Raw genomic sequence first — 19679 nt, 5'->3', positions numbered from 1 at the left:
GATTTCCTTTCCAGTGTTCAGTGCGCGACGGTGTTGGGGGCAAAGCGCGCATTCTTGGCGGCGGCCTTGTAGGGTTCGATGCCGACGCGGCGGAAGGTGGCGATGAACGTTTCGCCGTCTTCGCGCAGCTGGCGATAGGTGTCGAGCACCGCTTCAATGACTTCCGGCACTTCGGCGCCGGTAAACGAAGGGCCCACCACCTTGCCGGGCACCGAGGCACCGCTCAGTGCGGAACCATCGGAGCCGCCCAGCGACACCTGGTACCACTCAAGGCCGTCCTTGTCCACGCCCAGGATGCCGATGTGGCCGCTGTGGTGGTGGCCGCAGGAGTTGATGCAGCCGCTGATGTGCAGGTCGATCTCGCCCAGGTCGTGCAACTCGTCCATGTCCTGGTAGCGCTCGGTGATGGCTTCGGCAATCGGGATGGAGCGCGCATTGGCCAGCGAGCAGAAATCACCGCCGGGGCAGGCGATCATGTCGGTCAGCAGGTGGATATTGGGCTTGGCAAAACCGGCCTTGCGGGCGGCACGCCAGAGCTCGGGTAACTCGTCGCAACGCACCCAGGGCAGCAGCAGGTTCTGGTCGTGCGTCACACGCACCTCACCGGCGCTGAACTGGTCGGCCAGGTCAGCCGCGATGTCGAGCTGGTCGGCCGTCGCATCGCCGGGCGCCTGGCCCAGGCGCTTGAACGACAGCGTCACGGCGCGCAGGTCGGGGTTTTGGTGCGGCGCCACGTTGCGCTGCAGCCAGCGGCCGAATTCCACGTCGTCTTCGGCGGCGGCACGCAAGATGTTGGCAATTTTTGTATCGGCGCTCTTGCGGTCGCAATTGAGCGCAGGCGGCACAAAGCAGGCTGTCACGCGGTCGAGTTCTTCCTGTGTGATGGTGTGCGGGGCGCCATCGTGTTCCAGGATCTGCTTGTATTCGGCCTCGACGTCATCGATGTAGCGCTGGCCTTCGGCTTTCACCAAAATCTTGATGCGGGCCTTGTAGATGTTGTCGCGGCGGCCGTAACGGTTGTACACACGCACTACCGCTTCCAGGTAATTCATGATCTGGTTCCAGGGCAGGAACTCGCGGATCACGGTGCCGATCACCGGCGTGCGGCCCATGCCGCCGCCCACCAGCACCTTGAAGCCCAGCTCGCCTTCGGCGTTGCGGATCAAATGCAGGCCGACATCGTGCCAGGCCGTGGCGGCACGGTCTTCGCGGGCGCCGCTGATGGCGATCTTGAACTTGCGCGGCAGGAAGGCGAACTCGGGGTGCAGCGTGCTCCACTGGCGCAGGATTTCGCCGAAGGGGCGCGGGTCGGCGATCTCGTCAACGGCAATGCCGGCGCGCTCGTCGCTGGTGATGTTGCGGATGCAATTGCCGCTGGTCTGGATGCCGTGCATGCTGACGCTGGCCAGCAGGTCCATCACTTCGGCGGATTTGTCGAGCGGGATCCAGTTGTACTGAATGTTCTGGCGCGTCGTGAAGTGGGCGTAGCCGGTGGTCAGCTTGGAGCTGACCGAAAGGCCGTTTTTCAGGTTGACGGGGCCGAGCTTGTCTTGTTTGGCCTGCGCTTCATGGAACAGCGCTGCGTTGGGCTGGTCGTACTCGCGGGCGATTTTGGCCAGCACGCGCATCTGAGCGCTCGACAGCTCGCCATAAGGCACCGCCACACGCAGCATGGGCGCGTAGCGCTGTACATACCAGCCGTTTTGCAGGCGCAGCGGGCGAAATTCGTCTTCGGGTAACTGGCCTGCCTGCCAGCGGGTCAGCTGGTCACGGTACTGGTTGGCGCGGGCCTTGACAAACTCGCGGTCAAATTCTGTGTATTGGTACATGGCTGTCGGGATTCAAACGTCGTGGGATTTTTATAAGGAGAGGGTCAGATCGAAATCAGTTTCACGCCGGCATAGGCCAGCAGCACGGACAACAGCGAACGGATCACGCGGTCTGGCGTTTTATGCACCAGGTGCGAACCGAGCCAGATGCCGGGCAGGGAGCCTGCCAGCAGCTTGATGAGCAAAGGCCAGTCTACCGAACCGATGGAGGCATGGCCCAGGCCGGCCACCAGCGTCAGCGGCACGGCGTGGGCAATGTCGGCCGCCACGATGCGCGGCAGCGGCAGGGTGGGGTAGAGCAGCATCAGCACGATCACGCCGATGGCGCCCGCGCCGACTGACGTCAAAGTGACCAGTGTGCCGATGACCGCACCAAACAGCAGCGGCAGCGACCAGTGGCGCGCACGCGTGGCCTGGCCAATGAGTTCGGGCGCGATGGTGGTCGGGGCGGCCTTGCCGCGCAGCACCTTGTAGGCCGTGGCGCCGGCCGTCAGCAGCAGCGCCAGGCCGAGGGTGGTGGTCATGATGGCTTGCGTAGCCGGGTTGGCGGGGCCCATGCGCTGCAACATATACAAGGTCGCCAAGGCAGCCGGAATGCTGCCGGCTGCAGTTTGCCCGACGATTTTCCAGTCGACCACACGGGCGCGGGCCAGGCTGACGGTGCCCCCCATCTTGGTAAAGGCGGCAAACAGCAAGTCGGTACCGATGGCCAGGTGCGGTTTGACGCCGAAAAAGAAGATCAGCAGCGGCGTCATCAGCGAGCCGCCGCCCACCCCTGTCAGGCCCACAACCAGGCCGACGACAAAACCGGCAAATACAAAGGCAAATTCATGCATAGCGGGAAAATGTAAGTGCGCCACTTATAAAAACAAACTACACATTTGTTCTGCCGTTATGCAGATAAGCTTATTCGCCAATAAATATGCGGGTTTCGGGCGTTTTTTTCGTGCCATCGGCATAAGGCTTGCGTTGAGGCTGACCGTTCACCAGCCGACCCGTCACAAAGCGCTGGTACAGTCCCTGCTCTTTCGGATGAGCCGCCCGGTTTTGGGCTTGCCGCATGAACCGAACTGCCCATTTTTTGGAGAAAACCCGTGAAATTGATGAAGTCTGCCCTGATGGGCGGCGTGTTTTTGGCTTGCGCCACGGCGGTGACGCTCGCCCAAGGCAGCCCGAAACCTCCCATCAAGATCGGCGAAATCAACAGTTATTCCACCATTCCCCAGTTCGCCCAGCCTTACCGTCAAGGCTGGCAGCTTGCGGTCGAGGAAATCAACGTGGCCGGCGGCTTGCTGGGCCGCAAGATCGAAGTCATTTCGCGCGATGACGCCGGCAAACCCGAAGAAGCCCTGCGCCAGGCCGTCGAGCTGACCTCAAAAGAAAGGGTGGATGTGCTGGCGGGAGGGTTCTACTCCAGCGTCGGGCTGGCGCTGGCCGGCCATGCCCAGGCGAACCGGCGGGTGTTCATCGCCAGCGAATCGCTGGCCGACGCCATCGTTTGGGAACAGGGCAACCGCTACACCTTCCGCCTGCGCCCCAGTACGTATATGCAGGCAGCCATGCTGGTCGAAGAGGCGGCAAAGCTGCCGGCCAAACGCTGGGCCACGATTGCCCCCAATTACGAATACGGTCAGAGCGCAGTCACTGTGTTCAAGGAACTGCTGAAAGCCAGGCGTCCGGACGTCGAGTTTGTGAGTTACCAGTGGCCGGCGCTGGGGAAGATGGAAGCCGGGCCGACGTTGCAGGCGGCCATGCAGGCAAAACCCGAGGCGATCTTCAATGCGACTTTCGGGGCCGACCTGACCAGGCTGGTTCGTGAAGGCAACCAGCGCGGCATTTTCCCCCGCATACCGGTCGTGTCGATGCTTTCGGGGGAACCCGAATACCTGGAGGCGCTGAAAGACGACACGCCGAAAGGCTGGATCGTCACCGGCTACCCGTGGGACCAGATCGACTCGCGCGAACACGCCAGCTTCGCCGCCAACTATTACCGCCGCTTCAATGAATACCCCAAGGTCGGTTCGGCGGTGGGCTACGCCACCATGCAGGCGATTTTTGCCGCCATCCGCAGGGCCAATTCCACCGACAACGAAAAGCTGGTGGTGGCGCTGCGCGGACTGAAGTTCTCCACACCTTTCGGCCCCGCCGAATTCCGAGCCATTGACCACCAGTCCACCATGGGCGCCTACGTGGGCAGGCTGGACCTGCGCGGCCACAAGGGCACCATGGTGCAATGGCGCTATGCCGACGGCAAGGCCTATTTGCCAGGCGATGCGTATGTCAAGGCCCGCCGGCCTGCCGCAGCCATGAAGTGACGTTTTGACAACGCAGGCGCTGAATTCCTTGAAGCCTCCCCGGCGATCCCCCCATAATCGGGCGCAATGACGAATACGGGTGGTGAGGCTGTCAAGCGGGTTTTTGTAAGAGTGTTCGGGTTTGATGACGTTGAGCGTCATGCCCTGAACACGGTGTTTCGCATTTCCGAAACACGACCTATCGCCTACACACCCTGGACGCCCGACGCGCCCGAAGAGGCCTTGATGGCGCTGATTGACGGCGACAGCTGGGAAGCTGCGCTGGAGCTGGCCAATCCCGCAAATGACGACTTCACGCTGATCTGGATCGGTGACAATCCGCCGGCCAGGGCGCGCCTGGTGGTTCCGCGCCCGCTGCAGTGGACCGCCGTGATTGACGGCATGGATGAACTGCTGGCCGCCGAGCAGCGGCAGGCGGCGCAGGCTCTGCGCCCGGGCACGGTGCCGGGGAAGGCTTTGGACCTCGACCTTCAGCCCGAATCCTCCTCGCTGGACCTCGATCTCGACTTTGACTCGCAGGCGCCTACCGCGCCCGCGCCGCTGGAAGCCCCGGAGCCATTGCCAGAGCGCCCTCAGGTACTGGTGGTGGATGCTGATCGCGACGCGCGTCTTTACCTGCGTGCCAGGCTGGCCATGGCCGGTTTCGTGAAGATAGACGAGGCGACCACCGGCACCGAAGCGCTCAAGCTGATTGACACGCATCTTTACAAGCTGGTGATTCTCGACATGGAGCTCCCCGACATCGAGCCCTGGGAAATGGTCAAGCGGGTGGAAGCATCTCGCCCTGCCATCGCCTACCTGATCCTGACGGGTAACCGTCTCTCTCCGCTGGACACCGTGCGCGGCTGGTTTGGCGGCGCGCGCGGCAGCCTGCGCAAACCGCTGCACCCCGGAAAGCTCAAACGCCTGCTGCGCAGCGTGGAGTGAAGGCGCTCGTTACGCCTTGGCTGCTATTTATTTGATAGCTGCTTGCGCCCGTTCCCTCTTGGTTTCAGCCTTGTTTGGCTTAAGAATCTCAGGTGTTGACGATCGGCGCGGGCGCTGCATGTTGCGGCAACAGCGCCTCCGCTAATCGCTGCTCAATCGGCAAGGGTTCGGCGTGCAGCTTCGCCGCCAGCAATTCCCCGCAAAGCGTGGCAAACGTCAGCCCGCGCGAGCCCATGCCGCTGCACACCCACAGGCCCTGGCTTCCTTCCAGTGGGCCCAGCGCTGGCAAGCGGTTGGGCGTGGCGCAGCGCACGCCGGCCCAGGACTGAACCCTTCCCGGTTCAAACTGTGCAGCCAGTGCCCGGGCGGTTTGCGGCAGCAGGGTTTGCAGCTGGCTGAAATTGTGCTGGTCGTCCTCGCGCCGTGTTTCGGCCTGGGTGTTGTCGCGTTCAAAGCTGGAGCCCATGACCCAGGCCAGGGCGCCAGCCTTGCCGGACAGTGGCACGGCAGGGACCAGGCTGCCATGGCCGTTCACGGGAAAAGGCGGCAGCGCATCGGCGGTGCCGGGCCCGTGCAGGCCCCAGCTTACCTGGCCCCGGATGGCCTGCAGTGCCAGGTCACCAGCCGTGTTCGTTGCAGCGCCAGCTGCCAGTTCCAGACTGGCATAACCGGCCGCCAGCACCACGAGTTCGGCGCGGGCCAACTCCCGGCCCTGTGCATCCACAACCTGCCACTGGCCCGAGGCCTGGTTCAGGCTGCTCACAATTGATCGGCCGTGCGACAGCACACCCGGCCCCGTCAGCCAGGCGTCGACCAGGGCGGCCGGCCGGATCCAGCCCGCCCGCGCATGCCACAGTGCGGGCGTATCCGGCGGCAGGCCGCATTGCCTGAGCTGGTCGGCGTCGGCTGGCCCTGTCCAGTCGCTAGCGGCGTCGACCCAGTCTGTTTGCCACGCCTCGGGCCGTTTGCGCGGGTGCTCCACCGCGTGCTCCAGCACGCCGGTGCGGCCCCAGTCGCCGGCCTGCAGCAAGGCCTCAGCTTGCTGCAGCGTGGCGCGAATGCCATGGCGCGACAGGCGCGAGAGCGGGTTGTCATCGGGCGAGACATGCGGCGCCAGCAAGCCGGCGGGCAGGCCGGAGGCCCCGGCGGCGGGTTCTTCGGCCGCATCCAGCACCACGACCTCCCAGCCACGGCGTGCCAGGCTGGCCGCCACGGCCGCACCGGCCAGTCCGGCGCCAATCACCACGCAGCGCCCGGGTAGCCGGCGTGCGGGTGAGGGATGTGTTTTTTTCGGCTCCCACGCCGGGTTGAATTCACCCTGCAGGTTGTCGCGCTTGGGCGGTATGCCCGGTACCTTGTTGACCACAAATCCGCATTGCGCCAGAGCGTCACGCACGCTGCGCGCAATCGTCCAGGTGGCCACGCGCGTGCCGCGCCGGCAGCAGCGGGCTACCGCCTTGAACGTGTGCAAGTCCCAGATGTCCGGGTTGCGCTGCGGGCTGAAGCCGTCCAGGTAGACCGAATCGGCCTCAAACGACTGCTCGCGCAGCATGGCCTTGGCGTCGCCAATGCACAGCGTCAGCAAGACCCGGCCGCCCTCAAACACCAGGCGGTGAAAGCCCGGCAGCAGCCCCCATAGCTGTGCCTGCAGCTGTTCGGCGAAAGGCAGCAGCTCAGGATGGGTTTTGGCGCTGCGCAGCACGTCTTCGGCGCTCGCCGGAAAGGCTTCCGTCGAGACGAAATGCAGCAGGCCAGGGCGCTGTGGGTCGGCCTTCCAGGCGGCCCAGGTCACGAGGAAATTCAAGCCCAGGCCAAAGCCGGTTTCAAGAACAGTCCATTGCGGCTGGTCGGCCCAGGCTCCGGGCAGGCTGCAGCCCTTGAGGAAGACTTCTTTAGCCTGGTCCAGCCCGCCCAGCTCGCTGCGGTAGCGGTCGCCAAAGCGCGGGCTGTAGGGGCTGCCGCCGGCGGTGCCGTCGTCCAGCCACTCGATGCGCTCGGGCATGCCGGCGGATCAGGGGCTAGGCGTGGTCGGGGGGACGTAGCCCTGGACGGCATCGGCGCCGTCGCCGAAAAAGTGCTTTTCCATCTGGCGCGCCAGGTACTGGCGGGCGCGGGCATCGGCCAGGTTCAGGCGGTTCTCATTGACCAGCATGGTTTGCTGCTTCATCCACTCCGCCCAGGCCTCCTTGCTGACTTCTTCCCAGAGGCGCTTGCCCAGCGGGCCGGGGTAGGGCGGAAAGTCCAGGCCTTCGGCTTCTTTACCGAGTTTGATGCATTTGACGAGGCGTGCCATGGGGTAGTTCTTTCGTAGGGCTAAGTGTCTAAGGATGTTTGTGGAATAAAGAACTGATTTTTTATTCGTTCCAGTTTCTAAGGTCTGCTTCCAGAATCCATTTTGTTCGCATTTACACGCAATTTTTTGGAAAAGAGAGCAACCATGACTTCACGCCGCAACTTTATCAATGTTTCCGCCCGCACTGCCGTGGCGGCCGGTTTGGGTTTGACGCTGGCAGGGTCACTGCTGACCGCCCAGGCACAGCAAGCGCCCGTCACGCTGCTCAACGTCTCGTATGACCCAACCCGCGAGCTTTATGTCGAATACAACGCGGCCTTCAGCAAATACTGGAAAGCCAAGACCGGCCAGGACGTCACCATCAAGCAGTCGCACGGCGGCTCCGGCAAGCAGGCCCGCTCCATCATTGACGGCTTGGACGCCGACGTGGCCACGCTGGCACTGGCCGGCGACACCGACGCGCTGGTCAAAAACGGCGGCTGGCTCTCGGCCGACTGGCAAAAGAAGCTGCCGCACAACTCGTCGCCCTACACCTCCACCATCGTGCTGGCCGTGCGCCAGGGCAACCCCAAAGGCATCAAGGACTGGGATGACCTGATCAAGCCCGGTATCACCGTGATCACGCCCAACCCCAAAACCTCGGGCGGCGCCCGCTGGAACTACCTGGCCGCCTGGGAATTCGCCAAGCGCAAATACGGCAGCGACGCCAAGGCCAAGGAGTTCGTTGCCAAGCTGTACGGCAATGTCTCGGTGCTGGACACCGGCGCCCGCGGCTCCACCATCACCTTTGCCCAGCGTGCCCAGGGTGACGTGCTGATCGCCTGGGAAAACGAAGCGTATTTGCTCGAAAAAGAATTCGGCGCCAAGTTCGACGTGGTCGCGCCTTCGCTGAGCATCCTGGCTGAGCCCGCCGTCGCCGTGGTCGACAAGAACGTCGACAAGAAGGGCACCCGTGCTGTGGCCGAGGAATACCTGAAGTACCTCTACTCTGAAGAAGGCCAGGACATTGCCGGCAAGAACTTCTACCGCCCGGCTGTTTCGCAGAAAGCCATTGCCAAGTACGCCAAGCAGTTTCCCAAGCTGAACCTGTTCACCATCGACCAGGCCTTCGGTGGCTGGGCCAAGGCGGACAAAGAGCATTTCGCTGACGGCGGGTCGTTCGATCAGATTTACACGAGGAAGTAGGTTCTCCCCCGAAGTGGCCTGCGGCCACCTCCCCCAGGGGGCGCCCGCTGCGGCCCGGCTGAGCCGGTTCCGCGCCGGCACTGGAATGAGATAACTGGCACACGCCGCTTGGCACTTAAGGCAAATCAGGAAGAACTTTAAATAATGTCCGTACAACAATCCGTGCTGCTCATTGCCGGCAGTCCTTCTGAGCAATCCCGCTCGGCGGCGCTGCTCGATTCCGTCAGTGACAGGCTGGCCCTTCGGGGCGGCCTGGTGGTCGACCGGCTCAACATTCGCGAGCTGCCGGCCCAGGCTTTGCTGCTGGCTGAGTGGGGTCATCCGGCGATCGTGAAAGCCATTGACCAGATTGCCCGTGCGCGTGCCATTGTGGTGGCCACGCCCGTGTACAAGGCTGCTTACAGCGGCCTGCTCAAGGTGCTGCTGGATTTGCTGCCACAAACGGCGCTGAAGGAAAAAACCGTGCTGCCGTTGGCCACCGGCGGTAGCCCCCACCACATGCTGGCGCTGGACTATGCCTTGCGCCCGGTACTGCAGGCGCTGGCGGCCCGCCACATCCTGCCCGGCGTATATGCCACCGATTCGCAGGTGCCGCAGTCGGCCGACAAGCGCTATGAAGTTGGCCCCGAGATCACCGTGCGCCTGGATGATGCAGTGCTGACACTGCTGGCGGAAAGCTTCCGGATGCCGGCCACTACGGGCTTTGAGCCGGTGCACTTTTCGCGGGTGCGATGTAGCGTTTAACACCGCGCGCCGGGGCGGCAGGCCTTGCTGGCTGTAGCTGCTCCGCCAACTCACTCACAAACGCAGATTTGAAACCGCCTTGCGGCGGCCGGGGAGAGGCTTTGCCCGTGAGGGCCCGGCACCCCGACAACCCTTGAAAGAACATTGACCATGACTATCGCCTCTGACTATGAACCCAGCATTTCTCCCGGGATCCCATCCGGCGCTGCCAAAGCCCCCAATTCGCGGTTCCGCACCTGGCTGGACTTTCTCCTGAGCCTGGCGCTGGTCGCCGCGATCGCAGGGGTAGTCACCTTGCTGACGCTGCCCGTGGCACATGCACAGGACAAGGTCGAGCTGCGCATCGGCTACCAGAAAGCCGCCAGCCTCTTTGTGCTGCAAAAAGCCCAGGGCACCCTGGAAAAGCGCCTGCAGCCGCTCAACGCCACCGTCAAATGGGTGGAGTTTCCGGCCGGCCCGCAACTGCTGGAAGGCCTGAACCTCGGCTCCGTCGACGTGGGCTACGTGGGCGAAGCGCCGCCGATTTTTGCGCAGGCTGCCGGCGCAAAGTTTGCCTACATCGGCTACGACCCGGCCGCGCCTGAGGCCGAAGCCATCGTCGTGCCCAAAGACTCCGCCATCAAGTCCGTGGCCGAACTCAAAGGTAAAAAAGTCGCGCTCAACAAGGGCAGCAACGTCCATTACCTGCTGGTCAAGTTGCTCGAGAAAAACCACCTCAAACTCAGCGACATCCAGCCCGTTTACCTGGCGCCCGCCGATGCGCGCGCCGCCTTTGAAAGCAAAAGCGTCGACGCCTGGGTGATCTGGGACCCGTTCACGGCCGCTGCCGAAAAGGCCATAGGCGCACGGGTTCTGGCCGATGGCAAGGGCGTCGTCAACAACTACCAGTACTACCTGGCCGAGCGCAACTTCGTCGCCAAGAACCCCAAGGTCATCCAGGCCCTGTTTGACGACTCGGTGGAGCGGGGCGTCTGGCTCAAGGCCAACCTCAAGAAGGCCGCCGAGCTGATCGCGCCGCTGCAAAGCCTGCCGGTCGACGTGGTTGAGCTCAGCCTCAAGCGGTATGAGTTCAACGTCAAGCCTGTGCCGGCCAGCGTGATCGCCGAGCAGCAAAAACTGGCCGACACCTTCTTTGAGTTGAAGCTGATTCCAAAGGCCATCGTGGTTAGCGACGCCGCCTACAAGCCGGCTCCCTGAGCTTTGAAGGAAACATCATGAACACCTTCACACCGCTTCAACTGCGACGCCGCTTCCTGCAGATCGCCGCCACCACGGCTTCCCTGTGGGGCCTGGGCCTGAAGGGCGCCAGCGCCCAGTCCGCTGCCGCCAAAAACGAGAAGGCCCCCGAGCAGCTGCGCATCGGCTACCAGAAGTCCGCCGTCAACCTCGTCATCCTGAAACAGAAAAGCGTGCTCGAAAAGCGCTTTCCCAGCACCAAAATCACCTGGGCCGAATTCCCGGCCGGGCCGCAATTGCTCGAAGCGCTTTCAGTCGGCAGCCTGGAGTTCGGCCTGACCGGCGATTCACCGCCCGTGTTTGCGCAGGCCGCCGGCAAAGACCTGGTCTACGTTGGCGTTGAGCCGCCCAAGCCCGACAGCTCGGCCATCCTGGTGCTGGGTGATTCGCCCATACGCAGCCTGGCCGAACTCAAGGGCAAAAAAATCGCGCTGCAAAAAGGCTCCAGCGCCCACTACCTGCTGGTGCGGGCGGTCGACAAGGCCGGCCTGAAATGGGACGACATCCAGCCGATCTACCTGGCGCCCGCCGATGCGCGCGCCGCGTTCGAGCGCAAGAGCGTTGACGCCTGGGCCATCTGGGACCCGTTTTACGCCGCGATTGAGCTGGCCATCAAGCCGCGTGTGCTGGCCACCGGCCGCGACCTGTCGAGCAACAACTCTTTCTACCTGGCTTCACGCCCCTTTGTCACGCAGCACGGGCAAACACTGGCCGCGCTCTTTGAAGAACTGAGCCGCGCCGACGCGCTGGTGCAAAGCGACCGCAAACAGGCCATCAAGCTGGTGTCCGACTTCAGTGGGCTGGACGCGGGTGTGGTGAGCCTGTTTATCCAGCGCCGGCCGGTCTCGCCCGTGGGCCCGCTCAACGCGACTGCGGTGGCGGACCAGCAGCGTGTGGCTGATGCGTTCTTGCGCCTGGGGCTGATCCCGCGGCCGGTGAAAGTCGCCGACATCGTATGACGGCCTGAAGCAACCCAGGTAGCGCGCAAATAAGCGCAGAGCCGTCACCCCACCGTATTCAAGGAGTTTTTCATGCAGGTTTTCTGGTTCATTCCCACCCACGGCGACAGCCGTTACCTGGGCACCAGCGAGGGTGCCCGCGAGGTCAGCCACGACTACCTCAAACAGGTCGCCGTGGCGGCCGATACGCAGGGCTATGACGGTGTGCTGATTCCCACCGGCCGCTCCTGCGAAGACCCCTGGGTGGTGGCGTCCAGCCTGCTGCCCGTCACCAAAAACCTCAAGTTCCTGGTGGCCGTGCGGCCGGGCCTGCACCAGCCCAGCCTGGCTGCGCGCATGGCCGCCACGTTTGACCGGCTCTCGGGCGGCCGCCTCCTGATCAACCTCGTCACCGGCGGCGACCAGGCCGAGCTCGAAGGGGACGGCGTTTACCTCGACCATGCCCAGCGCTACGAACAGTCGGCCGAGTTCATCCGCATCTGGCGCGAGATCATCACGCGCAGCCATGCGGGTGAAAGCTATGACTACCAGGGCCAGCACCTCAGCGTGAAGGGCGCAAAACTGCTCTACCCCTCGGTACAAAAGCCGTATCCACCGGTGTACTTCGGCGGCTCGTCTGCCGCGGCGCATGACCTGGCCGCGGAACAGGTTGACACCTATCTGACTTGGGGCGAGCCACCCGCCGAGGTCTCCAAAAAAGTCGCCGACGTGAAGGCGAGGGCGGCCAAACACGGCCGCACCGTCAAGTTCGGCATCCGCCTGCACGTCATCGTGCGCGAGACCGACGACGAGGCCTGGCGCGCCGCAGAAAGCCTGATCAGCAAACTCGACGACGACACCGTGGGCCGCGCACAGGCCGCGTTTTCGCGCATGGATTCGGAAGGCCAGCGCCGCATGGCCGCGTTGCATGCCGGTGGAGGCAAGCGCACGCGGGCCGAGCTCGAGATCAGTCCCAACCTCTGGGCTGGCGTCGGCCTGGTGCGTGGCGGTGCTGGCACTGCCTTGGTGGGCGATCCGAAAACCGTTGCGGCCCGCATCGAGGAATACGCTGCGCTGGGTCTCGACACCTTTGTGCTGTCAGGCTACCCGCACCTCGAGGAAGCTTACCGATTTGCCGAGCTGGTGTTCCCGCTGCTGCCGCGCAAGCTGCGCGCCAAGCTTCCTGGCCAGGTGCTCAACGGGCCGTTTGGCGAGGTCGTGGCCAACGACTATTTGCCGCGCGTGTCGCAAAGCTGAATCCGGAGCACTCGCATGACAAATCAAGTTCGTGAAGTCCAGGTGACACCGGTGCCCGACACGGTGGATGCCCCCGGCCTTGGCTTTTTACCGCTGGGCGCTGGCACACCGCTGCCACGCCTTCAGTTCGCTGCCATCCTGCGCGATTTTGGCCAGCGGCTGTTGCCCTGGGTGGTGCCGGTGGGCCTGATCGCACTCTGGCAAATCGCTTCATCGCTGGGCTGGCTCTCTACCCGGGTATTGCCGGCGCCGTCTGAAGTCATCAAGGCCGGCTGGGCGCTGTCAGTGTCGGGCGAGCTGTGGACCCATGTGAAAGTCAGTGCCTGGCGGGCGCTGGCCGGGCTGGCCATTGGCGGCGGGCTGGGGCTGGTGTTCGGCCTGCTGACGGGCTCGGTGAAGTTCTTTGAAACCCTGCTCGACTCCACCATCCAGATGGTGCGCAACATTCCCGCGCTGGCGCTGATACCGCTGGTGATTTTGTGGTTCGGCATTGACGAAACTGCCAAGCTGTTCCTGATCGCCGTGTCGGTGTTCTTCCCGATCTACATCAACACCTTCCACGGCATCCGCAACGTAGACCCGGGCCTGATCGAGATGGGCCGCACCTATGGCCTCACGCGCTGGCAGCTTTACCGCGAGGTCATCTTGCCCGGCGCGCTCTCGTCCATCCTGGTGGGTCTACGCTTTTCGTTGGGCTTGATGTGGGTCATTTTGATCGTGGCCGAAACCATTTCGGCCCAGGCCGGCATCGGCTACCTGACGATGAACGCACGCGAGTTTTTGCAGACCGACGTGGTGCTGGTCGGCATCCTGCTGTATGCGCTGCTGGGCAAGCTGGCTGATATTTTTGCCCGTGGGCTGGAGCGCTACTGGCTGCGTTGGCACCCGGGTTACCAGTCGGCAGTGGCTTGAATGGCCTGAACTGCCAGAGGAAATACCATGCTTCATCCCCAAGTCTCTTTCGAGTCTTCTCAAACCTATCTTGCCGTGGAGTCCGGGCGCGACACCGGGCCTGACACGCTGGCGCCGCAAGCACGGTCATCCACGCCCTCAACACAAGACCGTGGCGTGCGCCTTGAAATCCGCGGCCTGTCCAAACGTTATGGCCAACGCCAGGTGTTGCAGCACACCGAACTCGTGATCGAGCCCGGTGAGTTTGTCGCCATCGTGGGCCGCAGCGGCTGCGGCAAGTCCACCTTGCTGCGGCTTGTGGCCGGGCTGGAAGCCGCCACGCAGGGCAGCATCCGCCTGGACGGGCAGGACGTGACCGGCCTGCGCGAAGACACCCGGATCATGTTCCAGGACTCGCGCCTGCTGCCGTGGCGCCGCGTGATCGACAACGTGGCACTGGGCCTGGCGCCCGGCAAGCATTCGGCGGCTGCCGATGTGCTGGCACAGGTGGGCCTGGCAGAGCGCCAGCCCGACTGGCCGGCCAAACTCTCGGGCGGGCAGCGCCAGCGCGTGTCGCTGGCACGCGCCCTGGTGCACAACCCGCGCCTCTTGCTGCTCGATGAGCCGCTGGGCGCGCTGGACGCACTCACGCGCATTGAGATGCACCAGCTCATTGAAGGGCTGTGGCAACGCAACGGCTTCACCGCATTGCTGGTCACGCACGACGTGCAAGAGGCCGTGGCGCTGGCCGACCGCGTGATCCTGATCGAGGACGGCCGCATTGCGCTGGATGAGCGTGTGCCCCTTGCCCGGCCGCGCGAGCGCAGCGACCCACGCTTCGGCCTGATCGAAAAAAGGATTCTTGACCGCGTGCTGCAGCAGCCCGGCGAGGCGATTTCGCCCAGTGAACCCGTATGGCCGGGCGCACCGGCGCACGGCGTGCGCTGGGCGGTCTGAATCTGTTTTTATTTTTTTGTTTATTAACCCAGTTTTTTTAACCCGAGTTCCAGGAGAACCTTTATGTCCATCCAAGCCATCAACGTCCGCAACCAGTTCCGCGGAAAAATCAAGGAAATCATCCGCGGCGACGTGGTGTCTGAACTCGACGTCGAAACGCCCTGGGGCATCGTCACCTCGGTCATCACCACGCGCTCGGTCGACCAGCTTGAACTGGCCGTCGGCAGCGAAGTGGTGGCACTGGTCAAGTCGACCGAAGTGTCCATCGCCAAGCTGTAGGCCTGCCAGCGCGGGTTGATTGCCAAATTGCTGCCTGAATTGCTGTCTGGGGCTTTATTGACGGGCGCAAGCAGCTATCAAAACCATAGCAAATTCAGGGCCGTCCCGTTGTGATGAACAGCAGGGCAGCCGCCTCTGCGTGTGCCTTACTGCAGTTCGACGCCCGCTTTTTTCACCAGCTGCGCGTACTTCACCAGCTCGCTGCGAAAGTACTGCGCCGCGGCTTCCGGGCTGCCGGGGTTGATGGTGTTGCCCTGCTTGAGCATGGCTTCCTTCACCTCGGGCGTGGCATAGGCGGCAACCACCGCGGCGTGGATGCGTTTGACATCGGCCGCCGGCAGCTTCGCAGGGCCAATCACCGCGAACCAGCCTTCCATGTTGTAGTTGGGCAGGCCCTGTTCCGCAATGGTCGGGATGTCGGGCGCCGCGGGTGAACGGGTGCTGCCGCCCACACCGATGGCGCGCAGGGCGCCGCTCTTCAGGTGCGCCTGCACAGCGGGGAGCGCCAGCACGCCCATGTCCACCTGCCCGCCGATCATGTCGGCGACCATGGGCCCCACGCCCTTGTAGGGAATGTGTTTGGCCTTGACCTGTGCTTCGTCCAGAAACATCTGCGCGGCCAGGTGCAGGATGGTGCCGTTGCCCGACGACGCATAGTTGTAGGCATCGGGTTTGGCCATGAGCAGGGCGACCAGTTCTTTCACATTGGTGGCCGGCAGTTTGGCGGGGTTCACCACCAGCACCATCGGCGTGGTGCCAATGACGGTGATGGGCGTGATGTCGGCCACCGGGTCGAACGGCAGCGACTTGTAAACGCTGGGGTAGATCACGTGGTTGTTGGACACCACGCTCAGCGTCATGCCGTCGGGTGCAGCCTTCACAAGCGCCGATGTGCCGACGATGCCGCCCGCGCCGGGCTGGTTTTCAATCACCACCGGGTTGCCCAGCGCCTTGCCCAGCGCAACACTGGCCGCGCGCACGATGGTGTCCACACCTGAGCCGGCACCCACCGGCAGGATGAAGCGCACCACCTTGTCGGTCGGCTGGGCCATCAATCTGCGCGGCGAAGCCAGGAAGGCGCCACCGGCAAAAAGGGCGCCCAGTCCCCAGAGGGCCTGGCGCCGGGTTGCGGGTTTGTTGCTCAAGGTTGAGGTATCGGTACTGCGGATCATCTTCATCTTGGGGGTCATTTTGTCTCCTTCATTGTCGTGAGTCGCGCAAATCGGCTGGCAGGGTCAACTCACTGCCTCAACTGACTGCAGCTTGCCGGTGCAGGTCATCCATTTCACCCGCGCTGTAACCCAGGCCTGCCAGCAACTCGCGGGTGTGTTCGCCCAGCGTGGGCGGGTGCAGGCGAACCCCCAGGCGCTCGCCCTGCATGGTGATGGGAAATAGGGTGGTTTTTACCATCTGGCCGGCCTTGGGGCCATCAGGCAGGCGCACATCGGCCAGGCCGCCGGTGGCCAGCAGGTGCTCGTCGTCGAACAAATCCTCGGGCCTGCGGATAGGGGCAAACGGCAGGCCGGCTTTTTCCATCACGGCTGAAAGCTCGGTAGCGCTGCGCGGGGCCAGCCGCGTCGCCAGATCCTTGAGCAACGCGGGGCGCACCGCCACGCGCTGGTTGTTGGTGGCCAGCGCCGGGTCGGCCTTGAGGTCGGGAAAGCCCAGCACGGTGCAAAAGATCTGCCACTGCGCGTCGCTCACGGCCGCCAGGAATATCTGTTCACCGTCCCTGACCGTGAACACGTCGTACACCGCCCAGGGGTTGTCGCGCGCGGGCATGGGGGCCGGGTGTTTGCCTGTCATGGCGTACTGCAGCATGTGCTGGCCCATCAGGAAGACATTGTTTTCATACAGCGCTGACTGCACTTCCATGCCCTTGCCGCTGATGCCGCGCTGGATCAGCGCGCCCAGCGCGCCGATGGCGCCGAAGAGCCCGCCCATGATGTCATTCACGCTGGTGCCGGCGCGCAGCGGGTCGCCGGGCCGGCCCGTCATGTAGGCCAGGCCCCCCATCATCTGCACCACCTCGTCGAGCGCGGTGCGGTGGTCATAGGGTCCGGGCAAAAAACCCTTGTGGCTGACGTAAATAATGCGCGGGTTGACGGCGCTGAGCGCGGTGTAGTCCAGGCCGTACTTGGCCATGGTGCCGGGCTTGAAGTTTTCGGCCACCACGTCGGCGCTGGCGCAGAGTTTGCGCGCCACTTCGGCGCCCACCGGGTCGTGCAGGTCGATGCCGATGCTTTTCTTGTTGCGGTTGAACAGCGGAAAGAAGCCCGAGCCGGCACCCAGCAGGCGGCGGGTCCGGTCGCCGTCGATGGGTTCGACCTTGATGACTTCGGCGCCCATGTCGGCCAGCACCATGCCGCAGGTGGGGCCCATGACCATGTGGGTGAACTCCACCACGCGCAGGCCGGCCAGCGGCTGTGGGGTGGTGGATTCGGGGATGGGTTGCATGCAGTGTTCCGGAAGAAAAATATTCAAACCGCAGTAGCGGTGGAGGCAGCAGACAGGCGCATGGTTTTGGGCAGGCCCGCACGCCACAGCGTGCCGTGCAGGGTTTCGCCTTCAAGCCAGCCCGCCACCCGGGTGCGCAGCGCCATCAGCTTGTCAAAGTCAATGCCGGTTTCGATGCCCATGCTGGCCAGCATATAGGCCAGGTCTTCAGTGGCCACGTTGCCGCTGGCGCCGGGCGCATGCGGACAGCCGCCTATGCCCGCCAGGCAGGCGTCAAAGCGCGTCACGCCGGTTTGCAGCGCGGCATACACATTGGCCAGCCCCAAGCCGCGGGTGTCATGAAAGTGGCCGCAGTTCAGCCGCTCACCGGCCACTTCAAAAGCCTGCTCAAACAGCAGGCGAACCATTTCCGGGTCGGCATAGCCCACGGTGTCTGCCAGGCCTACGCGGTCGGCGCCGGCGTCAATCACGGCGCGCAGCAGCCGCAGCACCTCGGACGGCTCGACCCGGCCCTGCAGCGTGCAACCAAAGGCCGTGCTCATGCCGACTTCGATCACGATGGGCGAGCCCGACGCATCACGCAGTTCGCGGATGCGGGCGATTTCTTCGACCACCTCGTCGGGCGTCTTGCGCAGGTTGGCCAGGCTGTGGGCGTGGCTGGCTGAAATCGGCAGCAGCACCAGGTCGGCGCCGGATTCGATGGCGCGTTCGGCACCCTTGAGGTTGGGCACCAGCACCGACGTGACCAGGCCAGGCAATGTTTTGGCAAAGGCCACCAGCTCGGCAGTGTCGGCCAACTGCGGCAAGAGGCGCGCCGGCACAAACGAGCCAACCTCGATCTCGCGCTGGCCGGCGTCGTAAGCCGACTGGATCCATTGCAGCTTGTGTGCGGTCGGCATCACGGCGGCAATGCTTTGCAGGCCGTCACGCAGGCCGACTTCACGAATCGTTGCCTGCCGGGGGAGGGCAGGCCTTGAAGGCAGGTTCACTGGGGTCTCCGTTGTCGTCTCGTCAGATTCATTCTCAGGGCGCAGCTGCAGTTTAGAATTTCCCAAAAGGTTTGGTTGGTCAATTCTGGAAGCGCTGGCGTTCCGGATGGGAATATCAAAACCAGTCAGTTCACCGCCACTCTCTTGCCAGGAGCCGCCCATGAGAGACCTCGACATGACCACGCTGCGGCTGTTCGCGGCGGTATGTGATGCGCGCAGCATTGCCCGCGCGGCTGAGCAGGCCAACATCGTCGGCTCGGCCATCAGCAAGCGGCTGGCCCAGCTCGAAGACACCGTCGGCACGCCGCTGCTGGTGCGCCGCCGCCGCGGCGTCGAACCCACGCCCGCCGGCGAAAGCCTGCTGGAGCACGCACGCACCATGCTGGCCAGCGCCGAGCGTATCGAGCGCGACATGGCCGCCTACGCCCAGGGCGTGCGCGGCCAGGTGCGCATCCTGGCCACGGCTTCTGTCATGGCCGAGTCGCTGGCCGACGACGTGGCGGCTTTTTTGCAGGAGCCGGCGCATCACGACATCCAGGTCGACATGGAAGAACGCGTCAGCCCCGATGTGATCCGCGGCATCAAGGAGGGTGTGGCCTCGGTCGGCATTTGCTGGGACGCCGCCGACCTGAGCGGCCTGCAGTCGCGCAGCTACCGCACCGACCACCTGGCCATCGTGACTCACCCCTCGCACCCGCTGGCAGGCGAGAAAACCCTGCACTTTGAGCAGACGCTCGACTTCGAGCATGTCAGCCTTCCCGCGCACAGCGCGGTGCAGGTGCTGCTTTTGCGGGCTGCAGCGCTCAAGGGCAAGGTCGTAGTTCACCGCGTCATCGTGTCCAACTTCGAGGCCGCCTTGCGCGTGGTGCGCGCCAACCTGGCCATCAGCGTGGTGCCACGCGAGGTGGCCGAGCCTTATGCCGCCACCTATGGGCTGCGCGTGATGCCGCTCGCTGACCCCTGGGCCCGGCGGCGCTTTGCCATCTGCTTTCGGGATGAGGCTGGTTTGTCGGCGGCGGCCAGGCTGCTGGTGGCCCATCTGGCGGCAAAAGGGTTGCCCGATGGAGGGTGAAAAGTACCGCAGACGCTCAGCGCGGCATTTCTAGCGCTATCAAATCAGGAGCTGCTCGCGCCCGGCAGTATTGACCTACAGCCATTTTTCATGTTTTAAACGGCGTTCAAAAGACGTTTTGTAACACCTGCAGGCACGCCAAATGGCCTCTGGACGCCGGGGGAAAGCTTCCGGGCCTGCCGTTTAGAGGTAAAATAGGCCTCCAACCCACAGCAGACAAGCGCGAGCAGCTATAAAAAATATAGCGCGCAGGGCTGATCCAGGCTAGCCCGAAAGAGGGCCAGCAACCGCCGAAGGGCGGTTACCTGGT

At 63.9% G+C, this 19679-nt stretch carries 18 protein-coding genes; 11 read left to right on the top strand and 7 right to left on the bottom strand.

The window, feature by feature from the left end; translation table 11 throughout:
- Window positions 1-17: 17 nt before the first annotated feature.
- Window positions 18-1829: a nitrite/sulfite reductase gene (locus AC1D11_RS00835; protein ID WP_477647784.1), complete on the bottom strand. Its 1812-nt coding sequence runs from the start codon at window positions 1827-1829 to the stop codon at window positions 18-20.
- Window positions 1830-1873: 44 nt separating this feature from the next.
- Window positions 1874-2665, bottom strand: a complete 792-nt coding sequence (locus AC1D11_RS00830) for a sulfite exporter TauE/SafE family protein (RefSeq protein WP_477647785.1) — start codon at window positions 2663-2665, stop codon at window positions 1874-1876.
- A gap of 267 nt (window positions 2666-2932) precedes the next feature.
- Here AC1D11_RS00830 and AC1D11_RS00825 point away from each other — a divergent pair, with 267 nt between their 5' ends.
- Both AC1D11_RS00825 and AC1D11_RS00820 read left to right on the top strand, forming a co-directional pair.
- Window positions 2933-4144: an ABC transporter substrate-binding protein gene (locus AC1D11_RS00825; protein WP_477647810.1), complete on the top strand. Its 1212-nt coding sequence runs from the start codon at window positions 2933-2935 to the stop codon at window positions 4142-4144.
- Between the two features lie 66 nt (window positions 4145-4210).
- Window positions 4211-5071: a response regulator gene (locus AC1D11_RS00820; protein WP_477647787.1), complete on the top strand. Its 861-nt coding sequence runs from the start codon at window positions 4211-4213 to the stop codon at window positions 5069-5071.
- Between the two features lie 88 nt (window positions 5072-5159).
- Here the strand turns inward: AC1D11_RS00820 and mnmC are convergent, their stop codons facing one another.
- Together mnmC and AC1D11_RS00810 are read right to left on the bottom strand one after the other, a co-directional pair.
- Window positions 5160-7073 carry a bifunctional tRNA (5-methylaminomethyl-2-thiouridine)(34)-methyltransferase MnmC2/FAD-dependent 5-carboxymethylaminomethyl-2-thiouridine(34) oxidoreductase MnmC1 gene (mnmC, locus tag AC1D11_RS00815; protein ID WP_477647788.1) on the bottom strand — a complete coding sequence of 638 codons (1914 nt, stop codon included), beginning with the start codon at window positions 7071-7073 and terminating at the stop codon, window positions 5160-5162.
- A gap of 9 nt (window positions 7074-7082) precedes the next feature.
- Window positions 7083-7364 (bottom strand): oxidative damage protection protein, encoded by a 282-nt coding sequence (locus tag AC1D11_RS00810; protein ID WP_477647789.1) that lies wholly within the window; start codon window positions 7362-7364, stop codon window positions 7083-7085.
- A gap of 144 nt (window positions 7365-7508) precedes the next feature.
- On the opposite strand from AC1D11_RS00810, the gene AC1D11_RS00805 reads away from it, so the two are divergent.
- From AC1D11_RS00805 to AC1D11_RS00770, 8 genes are all read left to right on the top strand, one after another.
- Entirely contained in the window at window positions 7509-8549 is a 1041-nt protein-coding gene (locus AC1D11_RS00805) for a sulfate ABC transporter substrate-binding protein (protein WP_477647790.1), read from the top strand.
- Window positions 8550-8693: 144 nt separating this feature from the next.
- Window positions 8694-9293, top strand: a complete 600-nt coding sequence (gene ssuE / locus AC1D11_RS00800; protein ID WP_477647791.1) for an NADPH-dependent FMN reductase — start codon at window positions 8694-8696, stop codon at window positions 9291-9293.
- 150 nt (window positions 9294-9443) lie between these two features.
- Window positions 9444-10490 carry a sulfonate ABC transporter substrate-binding protein gene (locus tag AC1D11_RS00795; RefSeq protein ID WP_477647792.1) on the top strand — a complete coding sequence of 349 codons (1047 nt, stop codon included), beginning with the start codon at window positions 9444-9446 and terminating at the stop codon, window positions 10488-10490.
- A gap of 17 nt (window positions 10491-10507) precedes the next feature.
- On the top strand, window positions 10508-11488 hold the full coding sequence (locus tag AC1D11_RS00790; RefSeq protein WP_477647793.1) for a sulfonate ABC transporter substrate-binding protein: 981 nt from the start codon (window positions 10508-10510) through the stop codon (window positions 11486-11488).
- Window positions 11489-11560: 72 nt separating this feature from the next.
- Window positions 11561-12724 carry an FMNH2-dependent alkanesulfonate monooxygenase gene (gene ssuD, locus AC1D11_RS00785; protein WP_477647794.1) on the top strand — a complete coding sequence of 388 codons (1164 nt, stop codon included), beginning with the start codon at window positions 11561-11563 and terminating at the stop codon, window positions 12722-12724.
- Between the two features lie 15 nt (window positions 12725-12739).
- Window positions 12740-13636, top strand: a complete 897-nt coding sequence (ssuC, locus tag AC1D11_RS00780) for an aliphatic sulfonate ABC transporter permease SsuC (protein WP_477647795.1) — start codon at window positions 12740-12742, stop codon at window positions 13634-13636.
- A gap of 27 nt (window positions 13637-13663) precedes the next feature.
- On the top strand, window positions 13664-14572 hold the full coding sequence (locus tag AC1D11_RS00775; protein WP_477647796.1) for an ATP-binding cassette domain-containing protein: 909 nt from the start codon (window positions 13664-13666) through the stop codon (window positions 14570-14572).
- 63 nt (window positions 14573-14635) lie between these two features.
- Window positions 14636-14851, top strand: coding sequence for a TOBE domain-containing protein (locus AC1D11_RS00770; RefSeq protein ID WP_457278582.1), 216 nt, complete (start codon window positions 14636-14638; stop codon window positions 14849-14851).
- Between the two features lie 146 nt (window positions 14852-14997).
- On the opposite strand, the gene AC1D11_RS00765 is transcribed toward AC1D11_RS00770, so the two are convergent.
- The 3 genes from AC1D11_RS00765 to AC1D11_RS00755 all read right to left on the bottom strand — a co-directional run bounded on the left by AC1D11_RS00765 (window position 14998) and on the right by AC1D11_RS00755 (window position 18297).
- On the bottom strand, window positions 14998-16023 hold the full coding sequence (locus tag AC1D11_RS00765; RefSeq protein ID WP_477647811.1) for a Bug family tripartite tricarboxylate transporter substrate binding protein: 1026 nt from the start codon (window positions 16021-16023) through the stop codon (window positions 14998-15000).
- Window positions 16024-16099: 76 nt separating this feature from the next.
- Entirely contained in the window at window positions 16100-17308 is a 1209-nt protein-coding gene (locus tag AC1D11_RS00760) for a CaiB/BaiF CoA transferase family protein (protein ID WP_477647797.1), read from the bottom strand.
- A gap of 23 nt (window positions 17309-17331) precedes the next feature.
- A complete protein-coding gene (locus AC1D11_RS00755) occupies window positions 17332-18297 on the bottom strand; it encodes a hydroxymethylglutaryl-CoA lyase (RefSeq protein WP_477650900.1) in 966 nt (321 codons plus the stop codon).
- Between the two features lie 160 nt (window positions 18298-18457).
- Here AC1D11_RS00755 and AC1D11_RS00750 point away from each other — a divergent pair, with 160 nt between their 5' ends.
- Entirely contained in the window at window positions 18458-19369 is a 912-nt protein-coding gene (locus AC1D11_RS00750; protein ID WP_477647799.1) for a LysR family transcriptional regulator, read from the top strand.
- Window positions 19370-19679: the final 310 nt, after the last annotated feature.

The sequence above is a fragment of the Polaromonas sp. P1_E11 genome (assembly GCF_056405995.1).
The sequence above is the reverse complement of the archived record's forward strand: the minus strand, read 5'-3'. Positions and strand labels throughout refer to the sequence as shown.